The sequence below is a fragment of the Anaerobacillus alkalidiazotrophicus genome, assembly GCF_001866055.1.
Genome location: NZ_MLQS01000001.1, coordinates 157385 through 178591 on the forward strand (window position 1 = coordinate 157385; position 21207 = coordinate 178591).

Annotated in this window: 18 protein-coding genes; 3 read left to right on the forward strand and 15 right to left on the reverse strand. The window is 34.1% G+C overall.

All coding sequences use genetic code 11. The annotated features are described in order from the left end of the window. Window positions 1-144 precede the first annotated feature (144 nt). The 3 genes from BKP45_RS00725 to BKP45_RS00735 all read right to left on the reverse strand — a co-directional run bounded on the left by BKP45_RS00725 (window position 145) and on the right by BKP45_RS00735 (window position 4896). Window positions 145-1215: a fatty acid desaturase gene (locus tag BKP45_RS00725; protein WP_071387957.1), complete on the reverse strand. Its 1071-nt coding sequence runs from the start codon at window positions 1213-1215 to the stop codon at window positions 145-147. 256 nt (window positions 1216-1471) lie between these two features. Beyond that, complete coding sequence (locus BKP45_RS00730) at window positions 1472-2017, reverse strand: shikimate kinase (protein ID WP_071387958.1); 546 nt, start codon at window positions 2015-2017, stop codon at window positions 1472-1474. A 539-nt stretch (window positions 2018-2556) separates the two neighbouring features. Beyond that, the gene (locus BKP45_RS00735) at window positions 2557-4896 is read right to left on the reverse strand and encodes a bifunctional diguanylate cyclase/phosphodiesterase (RefSeq protein ID WP_071387959.1); all 2340 of its coding nucleotides are present in this window, start codon (window positions 4894-4896) and stop codon (window positions 2557-2559) included. 406 nt (window positions 4897-5302) lie between these two features. Here BKP45_RS00735 and BKP45_RS00740 point away from each other — a divergent pair, with 406 nt between their 5' ends. Beyond that, window positions 5303-6124 (forward strand): formate/nitrite transporter family protein, encoded by an 822-nt coding sequence (locus tag BKP45_RS00740; protein ID WP_071387960.1) that lies wholly within the window; start codon window positions 5303-5305, stop codon window positions 6122-6124. Between the two features lie 1421 nt (window positions 6125-7545). Here the strand turns inward: BKP45_RS00740 and BKP45_RS22830 are convergent. The 7 genes from BKP45_RS22830 to BKP45_RS00770 all read right to left on the reverse strand — a co-directional run bounded on the left by BKP45_RS22830 (window position 7546) and on the right by BKP45_RS00770 (window position 15525). After that, a complete protein-coding gene (locus BKP45_RS22830; RefSeq protein ID WP_245712494.1) occupies window positions 7546-7662 on the reverse strand; it encodes a DUF6254 family protein in 117 nt (38 codons plus the stop codon). Window positions 7663-7798: 136 nt separating this feature from the next. Beyond that, on the reverse strand, window positions 7799-8902 hold the full coding sequence (locus BKP45_RS00745) for an ABC transporter permease (protein WP_071387961.1): 1104 nt from the start codon (window positions 8900-8902) through the stop codon (window positions 7799-7801). Beyond that, on the reverse strand, window positions 8903-10168 hold the full coding sequence (locus BKP45_RS00750) for an ABC transporter permease (protein WP_071387962.1): 1266 nt from the start codon (window positions 10166-10168) through the stop codon (window positions 8903-8905). Window positions 10169-10183: 15 nt separating this feature from the next. After that, a complete protein-coding gene (locus BKP45_RS00755) occupies window positions 10184-11119 on the reverse strand; it encodes an ABC transporter ATP-binding protein (RefSeq protein WP_071387963.1) in 936 nt (311 codons plus the stop codon). A 180-nt stretch (window positions 11120-11299) separates the two neighbouring features. Next, window positions 11300-11935, reverse strand: coding sequence for a response regulator transcription factor (locus tag BKP45_RS00760; protein ID WP_071387964.1), 636 nt, complete (start codon window positions 11933-11935; stop codon window positions 11300-11302). Beyond that, the gene (locus tag BKP45_RS00765; protein WP_071387965.1) at window positions 11935-13050 is read right to left on the reverse strand and encodes a sensor histidine kinase; all 1116 of its coding nucleotides are present in this window, start codon (window positions 13048-13050) and stop codon (window positions 11935-11937) included. Before BKP45_RS00765 ends, BKP45_RS00760 begins: the two co-directional genes overlap by 1 nt. A 420-nt stretch (window positions 13051-13470) precedes the next feature. Continuing rightward, on the reverse strand, window positions 13471-15525 hold the full coding sequence (locus BKP45_RS00770; RefSeq protein WP_071387966.1) for a sensor domain-containing diguanylate cyclase: 2055 nt from the start codon (window positions 15523-15525) through the stop codon (window positions 13471-13473). Between the two features lie 380 nt (window positions 15526-15905). Here BKP45_RS00770 and BKP45_RS00775 point away from each other — a divergent pair, with 380 nt between their 5' ends. Both BKP45_RS00775 and BKP45_RS00780 read left to right on the forward strand, forming a co-directional pair. After that, the gene (locus tag BKP45_RS00775) at window positions 15906-16850 is read left to right on the forward strand and encodes a DMT family transporter (protein ID WP_071387967.1); all 945 of its coding nucleotides are present in this window, start codon (window positions 15906-15908) and stop codon (window positions 16848-16850) included. A 90-nt stretch (window positions 16851-16940) separates the two neighbouring features. Then, the gene (locus tag BKP45_RS00780) at window positions 16941-17759 is read left to right on the forward strand and encodes a cobalamin-binding protein (protein ID WP_071387968.1); all 819 of its coding nucleotides are present in this window, start codon (window positions 16941-16943) and stop codon (window positions 17757-17759) included. Window positions 17760-17845: 86 nt separating this feature from the next. Here BKP45_RS00780 and BKP45_RS00785 read toward each other — a convergent pair whose 3' ends face one another. The 5 genes from BKP45_RS00785 to cobD are packed head-to-tail and all read right to left on the reverse strand — an operon-like array spanning window position 17846 to window position 21204. After that, window positions 17846-18274: a bifunctional adenosylcobinamide kinase/adenosylcobinamide-phosphate guanylyltransferase gene (locus BKP45_RS00785; RefSeq protein ID WP_071387969.1), complete on the reverse strand. Its 429-nt coding sequence runs from the start codon at window positions 18272-18274 to the stop codon at window positions 17846-17848. Then, window positions 18229-18861 (reverse strand): histidine phosphatase family protein, encoded by a 633-nt coding sequence (locus BKP45_RS00790; RefSeq protein WP_084787492.1) that lies wholly within the window; start codon window positions 18859-18861, stop codon window positions 18229-18231. The genes BKP45_RS00785 and BKP45_RS00790 overlap by 46 nt, the downstream gene beginning before the upstream one ends. Beyond that, window positions 18813-19574 carry an adenosylcobinamide-GDP ribazoletransferase gene (cobS, locus tag BKP45_RS00795; protein WP_071387971.1) on the reverse strand — a complete coding sequence of 254 codons (762 nt, stop codon included), beginning with the start codon at window positions 19572-19574 and terminating at the stop codon, window positions 18813-18815. Before cobS ends, BKP45_RS00790 begins: the two co-directional genes overlap by 49 nt. Further along, window positions 19571-20122, reverse strand: coding sequence for a bifunctional adenosylcobinamide kinase/adenosylcobinamide-phosphate guanylyltransferase (locus BKP45_RS00800; RefSeq protein WP_071387972.1), 552 nt, complete (start codon window positions 20120-20122; stop codon window positions 19571-19573). The genes cobS and BKP45_RS00800 overlap by 4 nt, the downstream gene beginning before the upstream one ends. Beyond that, entirely contained in the window at window positions 20119-21204 is a 1086-nt protein-coding gene (gene cobD / locus BKP45_RS00805; RefSeq protein WP_071387973.1) for a threonine-phosphate decarboxylase CobD, read from the reverse strand. The genes BKP45_RS00800 and cobD overlap by 4 nt, the downstream gene beginning before the upstream one ends. Window positions 21205-21207: the final 3 nt, after the last annotated feature.

Genomic DNA, 21207 nt, shown 5'->3' on the forward strand with positions numbered 1-21207 from the left:
TTCTTATTTTTATAGCATTAATGAATTTCATTATTAAGCATTCTCGCCACTAAGACGCTATATCTAGTTACTTAGAGCCGTTCATAACTAAATATATATTCATGCGGCTCATTTTTGAAATTATGAAATCCATCAACCCGACTGTTAATTTGTTTTCCTAGCAAATCGAACATCTGCTTTTTCATATTGTACTTTATTATTTTCTATCGTACCATTTTTTCTTAAAAAATGTTTTACATCTTTAAAGCTTACAAAGTTTTTACTTTCTTCGTCCCAAAGACGATAGCTTAGTGATTTTAAACTAGTTTTAAGTGTAATAGTTGTTGCTTTTTGAAGTGGGACCGCTGCATTATGCGCTTTTTCTAAATTATAATTAGGAACACGAGGACTTAAATGATGAACGTGATGAAATCCAATATTCCCAGTAATCCATTGCAGAAGTTTTGGCAACTTATAATAAGAACTTCCTTCAACTGCGGCTTGAACAAAACTCCACTCATCGTCATTTTCAAAATAAGATTGTTCAAATTGATGCTGTACATAAAATAACCATATGCCAAGTAATCCCGCCAGGAAGAAAATTGGCCCTTGAATCATCACGAACGCCTTCCAGCCAATTAACCAAACCAGAAATACATATAATGCTACAATTAATATATTTGTAAGATAAAGGTTCAATCTTTCTTTTCGTTTTGCACCTTTCCGATTAAAACGGTATTCAATTAAAAACACAGCAATTGGACCGATGCACAGCATAATAAATGGGTTGCGGTAAACACGATACGCAATTTTACGCCACAATGGTGAAGCCATATATTCATCGACAGTAAGAACCCACATATCTCCAGTTCCTCGTTTGTCTAAGTTTCCACTCGTCGCATGATGTACAGTATGAGTATACTTCCATTGTTGATAAGGAACTAGTGTTAATACTCCAGTAAGAGTACCTACTATATCATTGGCCGTTCGACTTTTGAAGAACGATTGATGGCAACAATCATGAAACAAAATAAACGTTCTTACCATAAAACCTGCAGCAACAATTAAAATTGGCATTGTCAGAAAATAGGATATAGAAAGACTCAAATATGCTACGTACCACAAAATAAACAACGGGCCAATTGTGTTAACGATCTGAATAATACTTGAACGTATATCAATTTTCTCATATGGAGCCACATCTTTTTTTAAGGTTGCTATTTTTTTTACATTCATTTCATTATTCCCCCTCTAAACTCCGAACTTAACAATATAAACACTGTATTTATTATAAAAAACTAATATCATAACATTAAGTCATAAACGTCAAGTAGTGGACATGACATTTGTCATATAGTGTCACAGGTTAGAATTGGCTTATGAAGGGAAACTGTAAGTAAAATCTTTAAAAAATCCACAAAAGAAAATAGCCCATAAAAATAGAGAACAAGCGTTTTAGGCATTGTTCTCTAAAGATTCGTTTCGAAACTGACTAATCATATAATTCAAACCCTAATTTTAAGGTTTCTACAATGTAATCAACTATTTCTTGAACTTCTTGGTTGTCCATTTCTATCTTCGAATGATGTGCTAAATATATTTCCTGTCTATCATTAAATAGTTTTTCTATTTCCTCTAATGATTTGCCCTTTAATACCGGACGACTATCAATAATTAAACTTATTCTTTCCTTCCAAGATTCCCATGATAAATCTAAGAAGAAAACAATACAGTTTGACAAGCATGTTTCTCTTATTTCTTCTTGTAAAAATGATCCACCACCAAGAGAAATAATCTTCAACTTTTGTTTAGATAGGTTTGTTATAACTTCTTTTTCTTTCTGTCTAAATGCTTTTTCGCCAATTTTTCCGAATATTTCCGAAACCGGCATTCCATATTCTTCTTCTATCACTTGATCAATATCGATAAAATCACGGTATAATTTTTTTGCAACAAGTTTTCCAATCGTCGTTTTCCCTACACCCATAAACCCTATAAAGACAATACTCTTTTCTCTTNTAGCCATGTTATTTGTCATTATTTCTACCCCACCTAATATATTAGAATGTATATAATAACCGTTCGAAATTTTCAATTTATTTAATAATCACTTTGTTAATAATAACTTAATTAATCCAGTAAAACTAGTCATATTAGCAGTGATTTTTGGGAAATATGTCGCGAAAAGAATTTGGAAAGATCAAATTGTACTAGCTATGGGTACCTATTTATTTTGAATAATGCTAATAAATCAAGAAAATTTTAATGTTAGTTTAACTTATACCACGAGCATAAGAATAACTAATCATCAGATTTCGCCGATGAAAGTTATTCTATATCGGACCTTTAGGGGCAGTAAGAGTGGTATAAATTTTATCTATAAAAAATCCCAATTTCAACCCGACAAGATATTTATGCTTAAAAATCTTTTACAAAACTTAAGCGACTTAAAAGTAGGAGAATAATCAAAAAGCTGTTCCAAAAAGATGTCAGTTAACATAAATGATACATTAATAGAAAATGGTTCATTCTCCTATTAATATCTTTTAGGCGACATTTCTTGGACAGCCTCTTTATTTATATCTTTTCCTTAAGCAATGCTTCAAGTTGATCAGATTTGACGGGTCTACTAATGAAATATCCTTGTACTTTATCGCAGCCTTGCCCCTGTAAGAACTTGAGTTGATCTGGTGTTTCTACTCCTTCAGCAGTAGTAGCAATATTGATCGTTTTAGCCATATTAATTATAGTCGTAATAATGGTTTTGGCATTTTCATCGTGAAAAATTCCATTTACAAATGAACGATCAATCTTAAGTGTATGAATAGGAAACCTAGTAAAGTAAGCTAAAGATGAGTATCCGGTACCAAAGTCATCAATTGCAATACGAATTCCCATTTCTTTCAACTTCCTCATTTTTACTAACTTTTCTTCAACCATGGTCATAGCATTTGTTTCTGTTATCTCTAGTTCAAGAAACTGAGGCGGAACTGAAGTTTCCTCTAAAATATTTTTTACCATCTCAACAAAATTTGGTTGATCAAATTGAATAGTAGAAATATTTACCGAAACGAACATTGATGAGTGACCTAAATCATGCCATTTTTTCGTTTGAACTAACGCTTCCCTTATAACCCATTTTCCAATATCAATAATGAAACCAGATTGTTCTGCGATTTCGATTAATTTAAGTGGAGAAACGCTTTCAAATTTCTCGTGTTTCCACCTTATCAATGCTTCTGTCCCAATTATCGAATTTGTTTTTATTTCAACAATTGGTTGATATACTAAATACAATTCCTTTTTTTTGATCGCATGATAGAGAGCATTCTCTATTTTTTGTTCTAGCTTGATCTTTTCATTAATTTCTAAATCATAAAACTGATAGCGATCGCCGCCCTCTTTTTTCGCTTGATTCTTAGCGATATTCGCTTGATTGACAACATCTTCAACCGGAGTCAAATAAGTATCCATAATAGAAACACCAATAGAAATTTTTAAGTGATACTCATTTTCCTTTACTTTCATCTCGGTTCTACACTGAACCCATAATCTTTCAATTCGTTTCTCTAGTTTCTCTAAAGATTCTTCCCTTAATAATAAAATAAACTCATCACCGAAATTCCTGCCTATTCCTTCACCGCTTTCTATAAAACCTTGAAGTTGATAAGCTAACTTTTTAAGAACTAAATTACCACCTCTATAGCCGCTTAAACTATTAATCCGCTTGAAATCATCAATTGAAATAACCGCAATGGCAATAACTACATCTTTATCTTTTAGTCGTTTTACTTTATAAGGTAAATCTAATAAAAATCCATTTAAATTATATAAGTTAGTTAATGTATCATAGTATGTTAATTTCTTAATTTGCCTAAGCATTTTATTAAAACTCTTAGCTGCCATACCTACTTCATTATTTACATTTTCATTCGCGACTACATTTAAATTACCGGTTTCTGCTTTATCAAAAACTTGTTTTAGTTTAAGGATTGGCTTTGAAATAGAAGTCGCATAATAAAAAGCAAATATACTCATAGAGAAAATACCCAACACAAAAAATAAAATGATCTTTATACGAGCATTACTAATTTCCCCTAACACTTCTTCATTATTAATCGTTAGAAGTAACGTCCAATCAGGTGATCCTTCAATTGATTTGTAAAAAGTAAACTTTTCTTTGCCATGAAAATCCTTATACTTAAACCATCCTGAATCTTCTTCCTGTTTAAAAATAACGTTATCGTTATTAGTAGGTGGTATCAGTTCTGAAATATGCCTATGATATCCAATTACTTGGTCATAATGTGCAACTATATTACCTTCTTTATTAACAATCCATGCATAACCTGTTTCCCCTAGATTAATGCTTTGAACAACGTAATTAAGGAATTTATTAGACAGAACAATGTTAACTAACCCTACTAATTCTGCGTTTCTTTTGACTTCATGGGAAATGATAACAATTGGAATATCTTGATCTGCATATGGACTAATAAAAGGTTGTGAGATCCAATTCGGTCTACCTTCTAAAATAATCTTTTGATATTGTTCTTGATCTGATATATCTATGTAATCACCCTTTGTCGTCCAAGCTTTACCGTCTAAATCAGCAATGGTCATATTTCTATGTTTCCCCTCAACGACTAAATGTGGCAAGTAATTTTGGATTTTTCCCAATTCCATTGATTGGATAATAGGAGATTGTGATATAATTTTCGTTTCAAAGAGGAACTTTTCTAGTTCTTTTTGGACTCCATCAGCTCTAGCTTTTGAAATTTCTTGAAATTGAACTAACACATTTTCGGGTAGTCTATTTAATTCTTTATTTACAACATATATTAAAAAACCAAACAAGATAAGCAATCCGACTAACAAATATATGAGCATTTGACTTCTAATCGATTTGATTATCACATTTGTTCTCTCCAATCGCTATAGTTTTTAATATCATGATTTTCCCAGGACATTTATTTACATTTGATTAGTTTCATTATACAAGAGTTATGTGAAAATTTGTCGGTTTTTGCTCCTTTTTCCTCAAAATAAAAAAAAAAAAAAAACAGTGGCACAGTTATTTTACTGGCTATCTGCTTTAGTGCTTTATTAATTTCAACTCTCCTATTCATAGTTCACCTAACTTTAACAATGAAAGCGTTTTGTATATGAAGGGATTTTGAACCTTCAAAACTTTTGATTCCCTTAATATTTTTTGTGTGATAAAGTAATGGATATCTTAAATTCAATATTTTTCTTCCACTTTCCTTCATTAATCTATGAAGCGCAAAGTTTAAGACTAATTAAAAGGAAAGGTGAATATACAATGGAAATTGTCGCTCTTTCAAAAGTTGAGGAATTAGCATTAAAAAAACAAAAGGTTTACTCACAAAGTCGAATTCGCTATCTTCTTAGATCAATGTTAGCTAGCCTTTTTATTGGTTTTGGAGTTATTGTGGCTTTTAAGACAGGAAACCTTTTTTATTTAGAAAGTTCGCCATTAACGTATCCAATGGCAGCCATTACCTTCGGTGGTGCAATCATTTTAATTGCCTATGGAGGTGGGGATTTATTTACAGGGAATACATTTTACTATACTTATACAGCCCTCCGGAAAAAAATGAACGGAATAGATGTTGTAAAGTTATTAGCTATGAGCTATGTTGGTAATTTTCTTGGTGCAATTTGCTTTGCCATTCTTATTTATTTTACTGGTCTTTTTAATGACCATTCCGTTAATAGCTTTTTATTATATGTGACTGACCAAAAAATGAACACTCCTTGGCTAGAGTTATTCTTTCGTGGAATTCTCTGCAATTGGCTAATTTGTCTTGCATTCTTTATCCCTATGACGCAAAAGGATGAAGGGGCTAAAATTTTTACAATGGTTTTGTTTGTTTTTTGTTTCTTTATATCTGGTTATGAACATAGTATTGCTAACATGTGCACGTTCGCTATTGCATTAGTATTAAATCATCCTGATACAATTTCATTAAATGGATTAATTCACAACCTTGTTCCTGTAACTATTGGAAATATTATTGGTGGAAGCTTATTTATGGGCGTGTTCTATTATTACATGAATACTCCTAATCAAACTGAAGAAGTGGTACAACAAAGAAAAGAGAAGGTTAAAGGAATTATCTAAAATTAGCAAAAAAGGGAGAAGGGCCTTGTAATAGTAACGGGCTCAGCTTCGGGAGAGAAAATAACAAATAGCAATAGAGATAGCGTACCAATTCGCATAGGATGTGGTACGCTATTTTTGTTGTTATATCAATATTTTGTTTACCTTTATACTAAAATATGCAAGGGATTTAGCAAATCGTATTACAGTGATAACTTAAGTTTTTCGGGTATTCAAGATTGGAAAGGGATGGCAAGGAGTAACTACTCTAATTCTTACATAAGGATTATTCAAATGACTAACATTTTTGTTCGAATAGTGTAATAAGCGCTGTTTATCGGACAAGAGACGTTATTTGTGAACAAAGGGGTATTTTAAAAGAGTAAGCGGTCATGAGGTGCGTTATTTACTTAATTTAGCACCAAACATAGCAGATTTTTATGAAATAACGTACCTCATGTCCTTTAACTCGAATTATTTTATCAAATCGGTAAAATAAGGTCTCCTGTGTCCGTTAGCAGAGCATTAGTGCAATAAGAAAAGAACACAGGATAAAAACGCACAGATGTTCATATCTGTGCGTTTTGTATGCAAATTACAATGTTAACTTGTGTGGAATTTGAATGCGAAATTCTCCGTTATTTATCTTTTGAATTCACTTTTTTCCTCATGAAAATTGAAGCATGTTTTACTAATAGGTACCTTCTTTTTCGTTTCATTAATGATAGTCATTCTTTTTATTAGCACTACCACTTGTTTTATGTTTATTTCCACTTTTTTGTTTCTTATTATTTTTATTATTATGGTTTTGCTTATTATTACTCATTCGTATTCCTCCTCCTTTTCCAATGAGCTTTATAGCCCTATTACTAACAAAGACGGATGCCACTTACATGTGTAAAGAAGGATGACCACTGGTTGTGACCACCCTTCCTATTAAACCATACACCCTTAACATCTATTCAAAAAATAATGATCTAGGGCCGTAACGATTTTTCTTTCCCGTAGACACCTCATTTCAAAGAGTTTCTGAATATTGAACGAAACTGTTCAATGTTATCACACCCTTGAGATATTACGTTTTCAAAAAAGAATTACTTTCCTTACATCTGTTTGAATAGTTCATGGACTGTATGGTATTGAAAAGGACTATGTCCTCTTCAAATATTATGATGTACAACTTTCAAAAGATTATTCATTTAAGACAGGAACTGAGCGAATTTCATAATTACTAAAAATGGGCTACATAAAGCTGAACTTCAATCAGTGGGGGGTTTCCTTCATCCCCCACTGATTGTTAGTTCAAATTATCGGACCTTTAGAGGCAGTTAATCCCCCACCTAAACTTTTCGTTTTTCTTCCGTTTTGAGGTCGGGGGTTACTGCTTATTAATTATCGACCAAAAAACCTACCAGTGCTTCACTAGTAGGTTAATCCTTTGTCTACTCTTTCTTCGCTTCATCAGCTAGCTTTTTAAAAGACTTTACTTTACCGTGGGGATTTTGCGCTTCTTTTCGTGCTCGAAATTGTCTAACTTCTTGTGATTTCGATTGTGTCACTGTAGATAAACTTCCTTTCAAAATGTTTTTTTGTTTCTGAGTGTATTTTACCAAAAAACCTTTTACAATATTCCTGTATTGTATTTCAGCTTAATTTATACTTTAACCACTTGCATAGCTAGTGAAATTTCAACTCTTATGCCCGTTTTCTTTCCATTAAGTTTAATCCTATCCCCATACAAATGATCCCCATTGCAAACAATACGGCTGCTGGATATAAAAATTGCTTTACATCCCACTGTAACAATGTTGCACCCTTTAACAGCTCCATCCCGTATGTTATTGGTACAAAGCTAGCTAACAAACGCATTACATCTGATGTGACAATTTCAATAGGCCAATATGCTCCACCAAGCATCGCAAAGCTTACAGAAACAAGAGGAATGATTACATTTAATTGCTGATGGTTTGTAGCTAAACTACCAATTAAGACACCTATTGAAACGATCGCAAAAATATATGGAATGACAACTATTAGCGTCATAACAAAACCACCATAAAAATCTACATCAAATAGTAATTTAAATAACAAGAACACGATGATCACTTGACTATAACCTAACATAAAACTGAATCCTAGATGCCCTGCATATATTTGAGATTTTTTAATTGAAGACAAAATAATACGATCCCATATTCCTTCTTGTTTTTGAATTACGATCGTACTGATCGTAAACATCACCGAATAAATGACAAAAAACAAACTAAAGCCAAATAACGCTTGCAATCCTTGGTCATATAAAAACTCAGAAGTGCCCTTGAACGTCTTTTCTTGAATGGTGAGAACAGGGTTTTCTAGTGCTTCGACAACCGTTTCTTTTAACATCTTTTGATCTTCACCAAAATGTTCAACCATTTCGGTAACAATTATTTGTTCTTGGTAAAAGGAAAAAACATGCGTATGCAGCGCTCGACTATTTTGCGAATCTACTACTTGTAAAATTTCAAAATCATTCTCTTTTAGTACAAGTGCCATTTCTGCAACGTTTTGTCTTAACTTTGCTTCTACCTTTTCTTGATCTTCAATTACTATATTGAATTTTTCGTGCTGATTTAATTGCTCGCTATATTGCTCGACTTGTTCATCAGTTAGCCCTTCTGTATATGCAGGTACGGATGTAACACTGAAATCTCCTTGACCGAGTACAGTTGCAAAAGCAAAGGTTAAGCCGATCATCCCTAAAATCAGCATTGGCTGATGCTTTAAAGAACGAAGATGACTCCAAAATATCGTCCACATTTAACTCATCCTCCTTTTCGGAAAAAGCCAAACTGAAACGAGAACGAGTAGGATGCTTAAGATGAAATTACTAATCAATCCAGATAGTGCACTACTTAATTCTCCACCTCTCATCACAAGTAAATAGGATTGTAACGCACTACCATTTGGGGTTAAGCTTCCTATTTTCCAAAGGCTTTCCGAAAAAATATTTACAGGTGTAAAACTCCCGCCTAAAAACGCCAGGATTGAAATAATTCCGCCAGAAAAAACATCAACTAATCTATTTGTTTCGAATTTGTAGCAAAGAGCTGTGATCAATACACCTAATGAGCCTACTGCTGCACTAAGAATGACCGTGACAACCAAGAAGTTTACTAGACTTGGCCAATGAACATTGTAGAAAACAGCACTAACTCCAAATATGACACATAATTGAATAAATGCGATCAATGAAGTGGAGGCCCATTTACTTAGCCCGTAATCCCAAGGCTTTATGTTTGCAAGAAGCATTCTGTCAAACACAAAGGTCTGTTTCTCAGTATAGGCATATCCCGCTGCGTAAGTGGCAGCATAAAGGACAAACATGACCGCCATTCCAATCGTATAATAGTCAAAGGATGTAACTGGTTTTAAATTTTCAAAATGAGTCATTGCACCTATGTTTTCAAATTGAAATTCGATAGGGGAATTTGATTGTTCAAGGTCAGCTCCCCCCTTTCCAAGAGCGGTATTTATGTTAAACTGACGATAAAATGACTCAATGATATCTGAAATAATATTTGCTTGAAAAGCTTCCTCTTCATTTAAATAGACTTCTAAAGCAAGTGGATCTTCCCCATCTAAAAACATTGCTTTCCACGTAGTTAACCGATAATCTTCAGGATAATGAACAATGGCGACTGTTTCCCCTGTACTCTGTAAATCTTCTAAACTACGATTTTTTTCAAGCTTGATAAAATCTGAAAGTTCCTCTGTGAATACACGATCGACCAGCATTTCAGGGATAGATAGCTCTTCACTTAATTGAAGCAGAACTTCTTGCACTTCAATAGGAAGATTTATTTCTTCTAATAGTTTTTCAAATTCAATTCTTTGCTCATCATAATTCCCTTCATCTACAACAGCGACATCAATAGTGAAATCCGATTGACTACCTTCAATCATGCCACGAAGAGAAAATCCAAGAATAGAAATTAATACGATCGGCATTAGTACTAGGATCACTAACTCCTTACGATCGCGGAGTAGCTGCAGTAAGTCCTTTTTTAATAAATTCCAAAACATTTAAATACCACCTCTCTAATCACGAAGTTTTCGACCAGTAAGATGTAGAAATACATCTTCCAAACTTGGGGTCTGCAGTTCAAAAGATAGTAGTTTCGTCCCGGAATTTTTCGCTATTTCAATAATATCCTCCAACAATTGAGCTTTTTTGGGAGCAATTATCGAGATAATTTGGTTACTTATAGTAACAGATGAAATACCAGGGTATTTCCTTAATGATTGATAAAACATCTCTGAATCCTCTTCTACTTTTATATCAACGGTCTGTTCTTGTGATAGAATTCCTTTGATTTCTTCTTTTGTCCCCGATACAATAATTTCGCCGCGATCCATAATGTATAGTCGGTCACAAAGATACTCGACTTCTTCCATGTAGTGACTTGTATAAAGTACCGTCATTTTTTTCTCGCGATTTAAATTACGAATCGTTTCAAGAATGTAATTCCGCGACTGTGGATCAATCCCAACTGTAGGTTCATCCATAATGATCATTTCAGGTTCATGAAGAAGTGCTACAGCTATGTTCAATCGGCGTTTCATCCCACCAGAATAAGTTTTAATTTGTTCATTTTGCCTTTCAGTTAAACCAACTAATTCAAGTATCTCTTGCACCTTCTCAGTTAGCTTTTTTCCTCTTAGCCCGTAAGCCCTACCGAAGAAATACATATTTTCTTTTGCTGTAAATTCTAAAAAGAGCGCGATATCCTGCGGCACGACACCAAGAATCGGACGAATTTCGTTTGGGTTTTTTGCAACTGACTTCCCCTTTACGAGGATATCTCCACTTGTAGGTTTTATTAACGAAGAAATCATTGAAATAATTGTAGATTTACCAGCACCATTAGGACCGAGTAATCCAACAATTTCCCCCTTCTCGATAAATAAATTGACTCCCTTCACTGCTTCCACTTTTTTATAACTTTTGACTAACTCAACGGCTTCAATCACCATTTATGCCTCCCTTCATACTTTAAAGACTTAGATATTCGACTCATATACAATGTTTTCTAACTGAGATTATTTTAATTGATCTTCTTTTGAAAAAATAGTCCACTCCGTCACTAATAGCAGGAAAAACCATGACGGAAGTCACATCCACTTCGTCATGGTTTTTCAAGAAGTCTATTTCAATCACTTGATTAAATCATTTTTAACTGCAAAAATAGCTAACTGGGTCCGATCACGTAGCTCCAATTTATCTAATATATGACTAATATGGTTTTTTACTGTCCCTACAGATAAACAGAGTGATTTAGCTATTTCTTGATTGTTTCTTCCTTCACCAACTAGCTTTACAATCGAATATTCACGTTTCGTTAAAGGGATTTCAACGTTTTGTTGTACCTCTTTTTTTAAAAGACGTGGTACAACTTTAGCTGCTACACTTTCGTCTAAAGTCATACCGCCCGTTAAGCAACTTTCAATTGCCGCAATAAGCCGGCTGCCGTCTGTATCCTTTAGCATATAACCGCATGCTCCATATTTCAGTGCTTCAATTGCATATTCATCATCATCAAAAGTTGTTAACATGAGAATTTTTGCTTCTGGATGGCGTATTTTAATTTGCTTTGTCGCTTCTAGCCCATTCATCTTCGGCATTCGGATATCCATAACAACGATATCTATACTTTTTTCATCAAACAATCGCACAGCTTCTTCTCCATTTGATGCTTCAGAAACCACTTTAAAGTCTTCACGCTGTTCAATCATTAACTTTAGACCTTGTCTCACTAAATGCTGATCCTCAACAAGTAAGATCTTCTTCATCATCTTCCCTCCCTAATTGGAAAAGTTCCCGTTAAATAAAAGAATCCATTTATTTGATGAGCTACTAACGTTCCGTCAATAGCTTCAAACCGTTCTCTTAGTCCAGATAAACCAAATCCTTCCTTAAATGGGGCATGATCATAAACACAGTTAGCAACCTCTAATTTCATTGTATGATCACCTAATATTTGTAATGTTACTGTTACTTCTCTTGATTGTGCGTGTCGCATCGCATTCGTTAAGGATTCTTGAATAAAGCGATAAATGACTACATTTTGGTCATTTGTTAACGGAGCTGATAAAACTCCTTTTTTCGTCGTTAAATGAACACGGATATGAGTTTCAGATTCTAATTTTCGAATTAGCTGAAGAACAGAGCTCATCCCTCCTACACCATCAACCTGTAATACTTTTACAGCTTTTCTCGTTTCTTGTAGACTATCACGTGCCATTTCCTTCGCTTGTCTAACACCTTTTTTTTCCTTCTCACCAAACGAATGTTCAAGAATTTCTAAATGCATCATTAAAGCCGTTAATTTATGTCCAACAGAATCATGCATATCCCGTGCAATCCTTGTCCGTTCCTCAGATCTCGCGCTTTTTTCCACTTCAAATGCTTGACGCTTTAATACTCTATATTCTTTAAACATTTCAGTATATAATTCTTCTTTCTCGTTAAGATCATTCAACCTGTTATACATGTACCATGAACTTGGAGCAATAAGAGAAACAAGGATCATGTGGTAGACTATCAAAAAATTTAATCCCGAAAAAAAATAAGGAAAAAAACTAATCAGTAGAGTTAAACCAATAAAAAATTGCCCTTGTTTATTTTTAATAAATATAGAAGGTTCAGCTAATAAAAAATAATAAATAAACCAAGCAGAAATTGATTGAACTCCTAAATAACCGATATGTATTACTAAATATATTACTAGCAGTAGGATATGGCTGAAAAGTTTTTGTTGCATGATTGGTCTAATAAAATAGATAAGAAAAAAAGAACCTAATAAAAACATAAACCCTGCTTCACCTATTAAAACATCCCAATACTCAAATAAGACCATAATCCAAATAGATAATAAAGCAGTGATTCTCCATAGAAAATTTGCCACATTTATTCAACTTCTTTCTGTATTCTTCTTTCATTATACACAACTCATTAACGAACATTTCTAAAAATATGAAATATTCTATGAGATATCTTCAACGATTGTATACTATTTGAACTCGAGCACGTATTAACGATTTTCGTAATAAGGCCCACTTTTCAGAGAACTCGTTCTAGCTTCGCTAGAACATCGGAAATTCAGATGGAGTCTCAACTCCACCTGAATGGACGTTCCCACCTACGCTACGCTTAGAGGTGGGGGTCTTACTTGCCCCTTAAGAGTGGGATAAACAAAAGAAATACTCGAGAGTTACAGCTACTCTCGAGTATTTCTGTTTATATTTACTATAAAGCTGAACTTCAATCAGTGGGGGGCTTACTGCACCTTAAGAGTGGGATAAAAACTACAGCTAATGTTAGTCCACTATTTTTCCTCAAAGAATTTTACGATATTCCGCCCACTACTTTTGGCATCATATAATGCCTGATCTGCTTTTTCAATTAACTCTTTAAAACTAGTTCGTTTGTCCGGAATTGTCGTAGCAAACCCGACACTTACCGTGACAAACTCACTTACCTTAGAAGTAGAATGTGCGATTTGTAAATTTACAATTTCTTTTCGAACTCTTTCAGAGACACAGCCTGCTCCCTCTACATTTGTTTCTGCTAATATAATAATAAATTCTTCACCGCCATATCGGGCTACTAAATCTCCTGGTCTTTTCAATATATTTTCCACAGTTCTTGAAATGTTTTTTAAACACTCATCACCCTCTTGGTGACCGTACGTATCATTATAAGCCTTAAAGAAGTCTATATCAAAAAGAATGATAGATAACGGTTTTCCATTTCTGGCATGTCTCTGCCACTCTTTTTTGCAAGTTTCATCAAAATGACGCCGGTTTGCTATTTCGGTTAACCCATCTTTTCTGGAGAGTTCGTCGAGCTTCCTATTTGCTTCTTGGAGTTTATTTTCTGAAATTGTCCTTTCGGTAATATCTGAGATTGCCGCAACAACTGTAGTTATATTATGATCTTTGTCAAACAAAGGGGAAGCATTAATAGAAACAATAACTCGTTCTCCATCATTTTTAGTTAGGCCATGAACAATATTGTGTACTACCTTTCCTGTTTTCATTACTTGAAAAAATGGTAACTCTTCATCTAGAAATTCTCCTCCATCAAGAGAGGTTATGCGCCATTGTGGATCATTATAATAGCGTTTCGTAATTTCATCCAAACTAATGTGCAGTATTTTCTTTGCTGTACTATTTGCAAAAGTAATTTTCCCTTTGTTATCCAAGACAACTACACCACTCGGTATCGTTTCTACGATTAGACTTAAATAATCTTTGCTGTCTCTTAGTTTTTCTTCAGAAGCTTCTAAATCAAGAATGGTCGTTCTAACTGTGACTGCCATTTCGTTAAATACATCACAAAGCTTTCGAAACTCTTCCGGACTTTGCTTTATCACATCCTTATCAATTTGCGTAACATAATTTTTGCTACTAATTAGTTGCGCTCCATTTAATACATAATCAATCGATTGAGAAATCTTTTTATAAACGACGACTATGAAAATATACGCGATTACTAAAATCGTTACGCTAATAAATATTGTGTAAAACATCATACGATAGAAAGAAGTAAATACTTCACTTTTTTTAATTTCACCAATTATTAACCAATTACCGTTATTTGCCCATTTATATGTTCCTAATACTGTTTCATCTTGATAGTTTTTATAATAATTAACAACCTCATTATTTTGTGCTTTTTGTAAAAGCTCATAAGGAATTTGTATTTTATCACTTTGTTCCTCAAATAGTTCAACACTCTTTAAGCTATTTCGTCTATTAGTAATTAATGTGCCATCTTTATCAACTATAAAGGTTTCTCCAGTATTACCTATCTCAAGTCGGTTCATTAATTCATCAAGGGTATCTAATACTACAGTACCTAAAACTAAACCTTGGAAATTATCACTTTGATTATAAATAGGTGCAGAGAAGACAATTATATTAGCCCCTGTGATGCGGCCAGTAAGGACATCAGAAATGTGTTCATTCCCTTTTTTCCCCTCGATAAAATACTCCCGATCAGAAACATCCGTATACGGTACCTCTTCAATACTCGTATCATATTCGGCAATACCTTCCATGTTCACATACAATAGTGAGGTGAAATCTACATTATTCTCAACAAACGTGCGAAAATAAGGCTTCATATTTTCTTTATCAACCGCTTTTACAACCGGAGAAAAAGCTAGCGTTCGAATATCGTTTGCTCTTTCTTCTAACCACTTTTCTATAAATAAATGTTGAAGGGCAATGACATTTTCTAAACTTTCAGCTGTTTCTCTTTCGTGTTTCTTTTTATCCATTGATAATGGAAGAAAACTATGAAATGCGATTAGTATAATAAGCAAGAAAACGCCAACTTCAAATAACCGCTTTAAAGATACATTATTTGAAAACACATTATTCCTCCTAACTAATGTAAATAGCGTTCGAAAATTGATATATTTTGTCGAATTAAAAGTTTGCATAAAAAATAGAGGGCACAAGTTACTCTTAGTATTTTGTGTAACTTTTTTATAGTATGTGCCGCACTTTGAAATGAAACTATACATTTTTAAAGCATTAGATAATACAATTGATAAACTAGATATTGCATATTAGTAGCATAAAATTTTGTTTTATGATATTCATAAACATAGTTTAATTTTATCACACTTCCAAAATTTATTGACAATATATTAACCAAGTAAGTTGATTAAACATTTCTATCTATTTAGAATTTTTAAGTATTCGTGTAACATTAAGGGATGAAGAAAATTTAGGAATTGAGGTTTACTATATGAACAAAATCTTAAAACAATCTCCCATTTTACTACTTATACTAGCTACAATGATATGGGGTGGAAATTTTGTAATTGGTCGGGCAATTGTTGATGAGCTGCCACCTTTCACACTAGCTTTTTGGCGTTGGGTTGTTGCTGCGTTTGTATTCATTCCCTTCGTTTGGAAAGAAATAGTCGATAAAAAAGAAATTTTGCTAGCAAATGTAAAGTTTTTATTTTTAATGGCTTTAACAGGAGTAGCTGGGTTCAATACCTTATTATATGTAGGACTTCATTATACGACATCCATAAATGCATCACTAGTTAATACGACAGCCCCTTTGATGATTGCTACATTTTCCTATTTTTTATTAAAAGAAAAGCTCAAGAGAAATCAACTACTTGGAATCATTCTTTCTTTCTCTGGAGTCATGGTTATTTTTTCGCAAGGATCATTAGAAGTTCTACTAACTTTATCCTTTAATATAGGGGATGTTATCGTCATTATCGCAGTCATTCTATGGGCACTCTATTCGGTTACGATAAAGTATCATTCTAACAGGCTACCTCCACTTAGTTCTTTCGCTGCTTCTTTAGTCATCGGTACATTTATTTTATTCCCTTTTTTCTTATGGGAAAACGTAATTGTTACTAAGGAAACTGTCTGGAGCATTAAATCCTTTGGGACAATCAGTTATGTAGGTATCCTTGCTTCCATCGTAGCTTTCCTTGCTTGGAATAGTGCAGTTAGTCAAATTGGCCCTGGAAAAGCCGGCATCTTCCTTCCACTCATTCCTGTTTTCACCACCGTTTTTGCAATAATTTTTCTAGGTGAAAGATTAGTTTGGTTTCAAGTTTTCGGCGGTCTTATGGCTGTTTTAGGTATTTATCTTGCAACTCGAACGAGAGAAGGCAGCAAAAAAAGAGAGTATATCTCAAAAGCGGAACAACAAATTAGTTAATCTTCTTACTATAATAAAAAGACGGGAGGTTTATGTAGAATAGTAGGAAGTTAGTATTTTCTAAATTAACAGAATATAGGAGTGTAAACATTGAAAATAATATCAATTTGTCCAAGTAACACCGAATTATTACTATACTTAGGTCTAACTTCTTCAATAGTAGGAGTCGATGACTTTTCAGATTTACCAGAAGAAATGACCGAGTTACCAAGGTTAGGGCCCGATTTAAAAATAGACATGGAAAAAGTAGAAGCTCTGCAACCAGATTTAGTTATAGCGTCTCTCTCTGTACCAGGGATGGAACGAAATATCGAAGAGTTAGAGGAACGGAAACTCCCTTATATTATTGTCCCTAATCCCAAAACGTTATCCCAGGTTGGCGAAAGTTTATTATTTGTTGGAAAAGCAACAAATACATACGAAAGGGCACAAGAACTATTCAAAAAATATAACTCTATAATTGAACAATATCGCTCTTTAAGAAAACAAGTGACTGTGCCTAAATCCCTGTATTGGGAGTGGTGGGCCAAACCGATTTTCACCCCTGGTGCTAACAATTGGTTAACCGAAATAAGCGAACTAGCCGGTGGTAAAAATGTGTTTGATGAATACAATCAAGAGAGTGTAAAAACAGACTGGGAAGATGTAAGAAAAAGAAATCCTGATGTCATTTGTGTTGCCTGGGTAGGCGTACAAAAGGGAAAAGTTAATCCGAAGGTTATTCTAAAACGTCCTGAGTGGGAACAAATGGATGCGATTAAAAACCAACAATTATATATATTAGAAGAGCATTTGTTTTGTCGACCATCACCGCGTTTATTAGTTGGATTGAATAAGATCGCCAATATTCTCCATCCCCATATATATCCTGATTATAACGACCATATCGACCCATTGTTAGGAGAATAAACCCCAAAAAATCCCACCTATAACGGGTTTAGGTGGGATTTTTACACATGAATAGATCGCGACTCAATTATTCACTTTGCTACGGATTATTTTATTTTTTTAGCTAACCCATGCCATACATATTGTACATCATTTGCATGATTAGCTACGTCCTGTAAAAGCCAGCCTAATAAATCCCTTACTCTTCTTTCTTCCTTATTAATAGGGACAATTCCTCTGCCTACTTCTAGCATAATGATGACAATGGTATCATTCCTTTTTTGCTCCTTTACCTTTAAATCATTTATTAGGGATTGAAACCTTTTCCTTATCTCTACATCATCGTCCATTTTTTTTAGCTCATTAGCTATCCAAATTTCCCACCCTTCCAAAATTAACGTTGAATTTTCAGCCCAGCTAGTTTTCCAATCGCACAATAAATCTCCTTCATAAGCTGTAAGCCAACTATGTTTTCTATATTGCGCTTTCACTAGTTTTCGCTTTCCTGAGTAGGCACCACCGACAACGAGTTGCATATCCATTCTCCTCTCTGCCAAATTAATGACAATTTTAACGCTTTTCCATGTTCAACAGGGAAATCCCAAAGAGTACGAGATGCATAAAATTTTAATAATAAATAACGAATAACACCACCGTGAGTCACCATTACAATTGGAAACTTATTTTTCTGTTCTTTTTGAACTCGTTTTATTAATTCATCTAAAAACAAGTCTATTCTTGAAGTAAACTCAGACCACGCTTCACCATTTGGTGGAGAGGATTGTTCCCAATCATTTAACCACTCTTGATAATTAGCGTCACACTTTAGCTCATCATATGTTTTTCCTTCCCAATCCCCAAAGTTAATTTCTCGCAATCTCTCATCTACTATTACTGACATCTTTACATTTAAATAATCAAGCGTTTCCTGACAACGTCGTAAATCACTAGAAAATACGTAGCTAAATGGTTGACCATATATTTGCTTTTTCAAACCATCTAGCGTTTCCAATTCACTTTGCAATAGACCAATATCTGTATGTCCTAAATAACGTTTTTGTTTGTTCCAATCAGTCACACCATGACGAATGAGAAGTAAATCCAAGCGATCGCAAGTCCCCATAGTTCTCCTCCTTCGATAGCCGTTCCTAATAAATCACCATTAATTCCTTTAAACACTTGTCTTACCCATACTCCGTAAAGCGCAATAAATAAAACGTAGGCTGGTAAAACAAAAAAATAACTTGGAAAGAAAACAAAAGCTGCACACATCGGTAATACTGCTATGAAAATGTCTAAACCACTTAAGTTACTTTTCCATTCCCAAGCTAAACCTTCTTTTTTGGCAGTAGGGAGAAAAAACAATAAGGACACTGCAGAAAATCGCGAAAAGGCGATAATGATCATACAGACGTAAATGAACTGATAGGAAATGTCTAACAGAAAGTATAAAAGGGTAGCCTTCCATGCGAGTAAAAATACGAGTGCCAAGATACCAAAGCTCCCAACATGAGGATCTTTCATAATGATCCACTTTTTTTCTAATGGAGCATTTGATCCAATTGCATCGGCCACATCCATCCAACCGTCAAGATGTAATCCACCAGTAAGCCAAACCCATAACGTAAGCACGAGTAACACTAGTATGGCTAAAGGTAAGTAGCTTTGGAGAAAAATAGTCACAAGACTAATTATTGTCCCTATTAATAACCCTACAACAGGATAATTTCTAAGTGCCCATTTACTCGTTTCTTTGTTCCATGGACAAGCGACCGGAATTGGTAACCGAGATAAAAATTGAACGGCTAATAAAAATCCGTAGATAAATTGTTTCATTTCACTTCCCCCTTCCAATAAACTGGGATGCCCGCAATCAATTGAATCGCCTGATCTACATTATTAATGATAAATTGGTGCAAACTTTCTAAATAATATATATAATTATGAACACTTTTATATGGTAGAGGGTAGCCCTCATTTACATCATTAGAAACGATAAAGAAAACTATCTGTTTTTGCTTAACGATTTCTACCCAATTTCCAACTGTTTTCGTTAATTTTTCTATGTCATAATTCAAATCGAACATCATGTTACTTAACCATATCGTTAAACAATCAAGCAAAATAACATCACCCTCTCTAGCATTTAATAGAATGGAGAAAATGTCATATGGTTCCTCTAAGGTGTGCCAACAATTCGCTCTACTTTGCTGGTGAATTTGAATTCGTCGTTTCATTTCAATGTCCACTTTTTTAGCAGTTGCAATGTAGGTTAACTTTGATTTTGGATCAATATCTTTCGAATTATTGTATGAAGAAAGTGCTTGTGTCTCCGCAAAACTACTTTTACCTGATCTTGCTCCTCCCGAGATAAATACAATCATTGCTCATTTCTCCATTTCTGAAGATAAAATAGTAACTGTTTATTCTCCTCTTCTGAACGAATAGCAATACGTAAATACTCCCCTTCAAGTCGCTTAAAGTTATGTGTATGTCTCGTTAAAATTCCATGTAGAAATAGATAGTGAAACAGTTCATCAGTTCTATTTGGATTAAGGTTATCCCTAAGGAGATAAAAATTAACTTTTGAAGTTGAACAATAAAAATCTAAATCAGTTAACTTTTCGAAAAGATAAGTAGATTGCAACTTAAGCCAGTGGTGTGTTTTTTCTATAAAAGTACGATCCTCTAGTAACCTAGGAACAACAGCATCTGCAAAAGCATTTATGCTCCACGGCATTTGTGCCTCTCGCATTTTTTCAATAACTTCTTTATTAGCTAAGACATAGCCGAGTCTAAGTCCAGGAATCGTATACATTTTCGTTAAAGACCGAAGTAAAATCAAATTTGAATAAGAGGCTAACCATCGTGTTAAAGAAGGGATCGAAAAAGGGAGGAAATCTACGAACGCTTCATCGACAACTATATATGTTCCTGTGTTTCGACCTTCGTTTAATAACTGTTTCAAACTTTCTTCATCGACGACTGTTCCAGTTGGGTTATTAGGGCGACAAAGAAAGATAACATCCACTTCCTTCATTTTTTCAAAAATCTGCTGTAAAGGAAGTTGGAAATCACTTTTTTCATCTAAAAACACATCTTCTGTTACAATTTGATAATGAATACATGCTCGTTCATACTCTATAAAGGTAGGTTGAACAATAATAGCTTTTCTGCCTTCAAATAATTTTGCTGCTAAAAAGATAGCCTCTGCCCCACCATTCGTGAGCAAAATTTGACCATTAGAAGCTCCTTCATATTCAGCGATACAACTACTACTACGAGAGTATGATGGATCGGGGTAACAAGTAAGACTATCTAGATTTTGTATGATCTCTTCCTTTAACCAGGTGGGTGGCCCTAAAGGATTTAAATTTGCGCTAAAATCAAGGATTTCTTTATCATTTTCTATATTACATAATTTTTTCATTGCTTGGGGCTGTCCACCATGACTTGGCCACTTCATTTC

Coding starts and splice junctions, on each gene's coding strand:
- BKP45_RS00740 (WP_071387960.1), top strand. CDS start 5,303: ATGGAAATTGTCGCTCTTTCAAAAGTTGAGGAATTAGCATTAAAAAAA.
- BKP45_RS00800 (WP_071387972.1), bottom strand. CDS start 20,122: ATGATTGTATTTATCTCGGGAGGAGCAAGATCAGGTAAAAGTAGTTTT.
- cobS (WP_071387971.1), bottom strand. CDS start 19,574: ATGAAACAATTTATCTACGGATTTTTATTAGCCGTTCAATTTTTATCT.
- BKP45_RS00725 (WP_071387957.1), bottom strand. CDS start 1,215: ATGAATGTAAAAAAAATAGCAACCTTAAAAAAAGATGTGGCTCCATAT.
- BKP45_RS00790 (WP_084787492.1), bottom strand. CDS start 18,861: ATGGGGACTTGCGATCGCTTGGATTTACTTCTCATTCGTCATGGTGTG.
- BKP45_RS00745 (WP_071387961.1), bottom strand. CDS start 8,902: ATGTGGACGATATTTTGGAGTCATCTTCGTTCTTTAAAGCATCAGCCA.
- BKP45_RS00750 (WP_071387962.1), bottom strand. CDS start 10,168: ATGTTTTGGAATTTATTAAAAAAGGACTTACTGCAGCTACTCCGCGAT.
- cobD (WP_071387973.1), bottom strand. CDS start 21,204: ATGAAGTGGCCAAGTCATGGTGGACAGCCCCAAGCAATGAAAAAATTA.
- BKP45_RS00785 (WP_071387969.1), bottom strand. CDS start 18,274: ATGCAACTCGTTGTCGGTGGTGCCTACTCAGGAAAGCGAAAACTAGTG.
- BKP45_RS00755 (WP_071387963.1), bottom strand. CDS start 11,119: ATGGTGATTGAAGCCGTTGAGTTAGTCAAAAGTTATAAAAAAGTGGAA.
- BKP45_RS00775 (WP_071387967.1), top strand. CDS start 15,906: ATGAACAAAATCTTAAAACAATCTCCCATTTTACTACTTATACTAGCT.
- BKP45_RS00760 (WP_071387964.1), bottom strand. CDS start 11,935: ATGAAGAAGATCTTACTTGTTGAGGATCAGCATTTAGTGAGACAAGGT.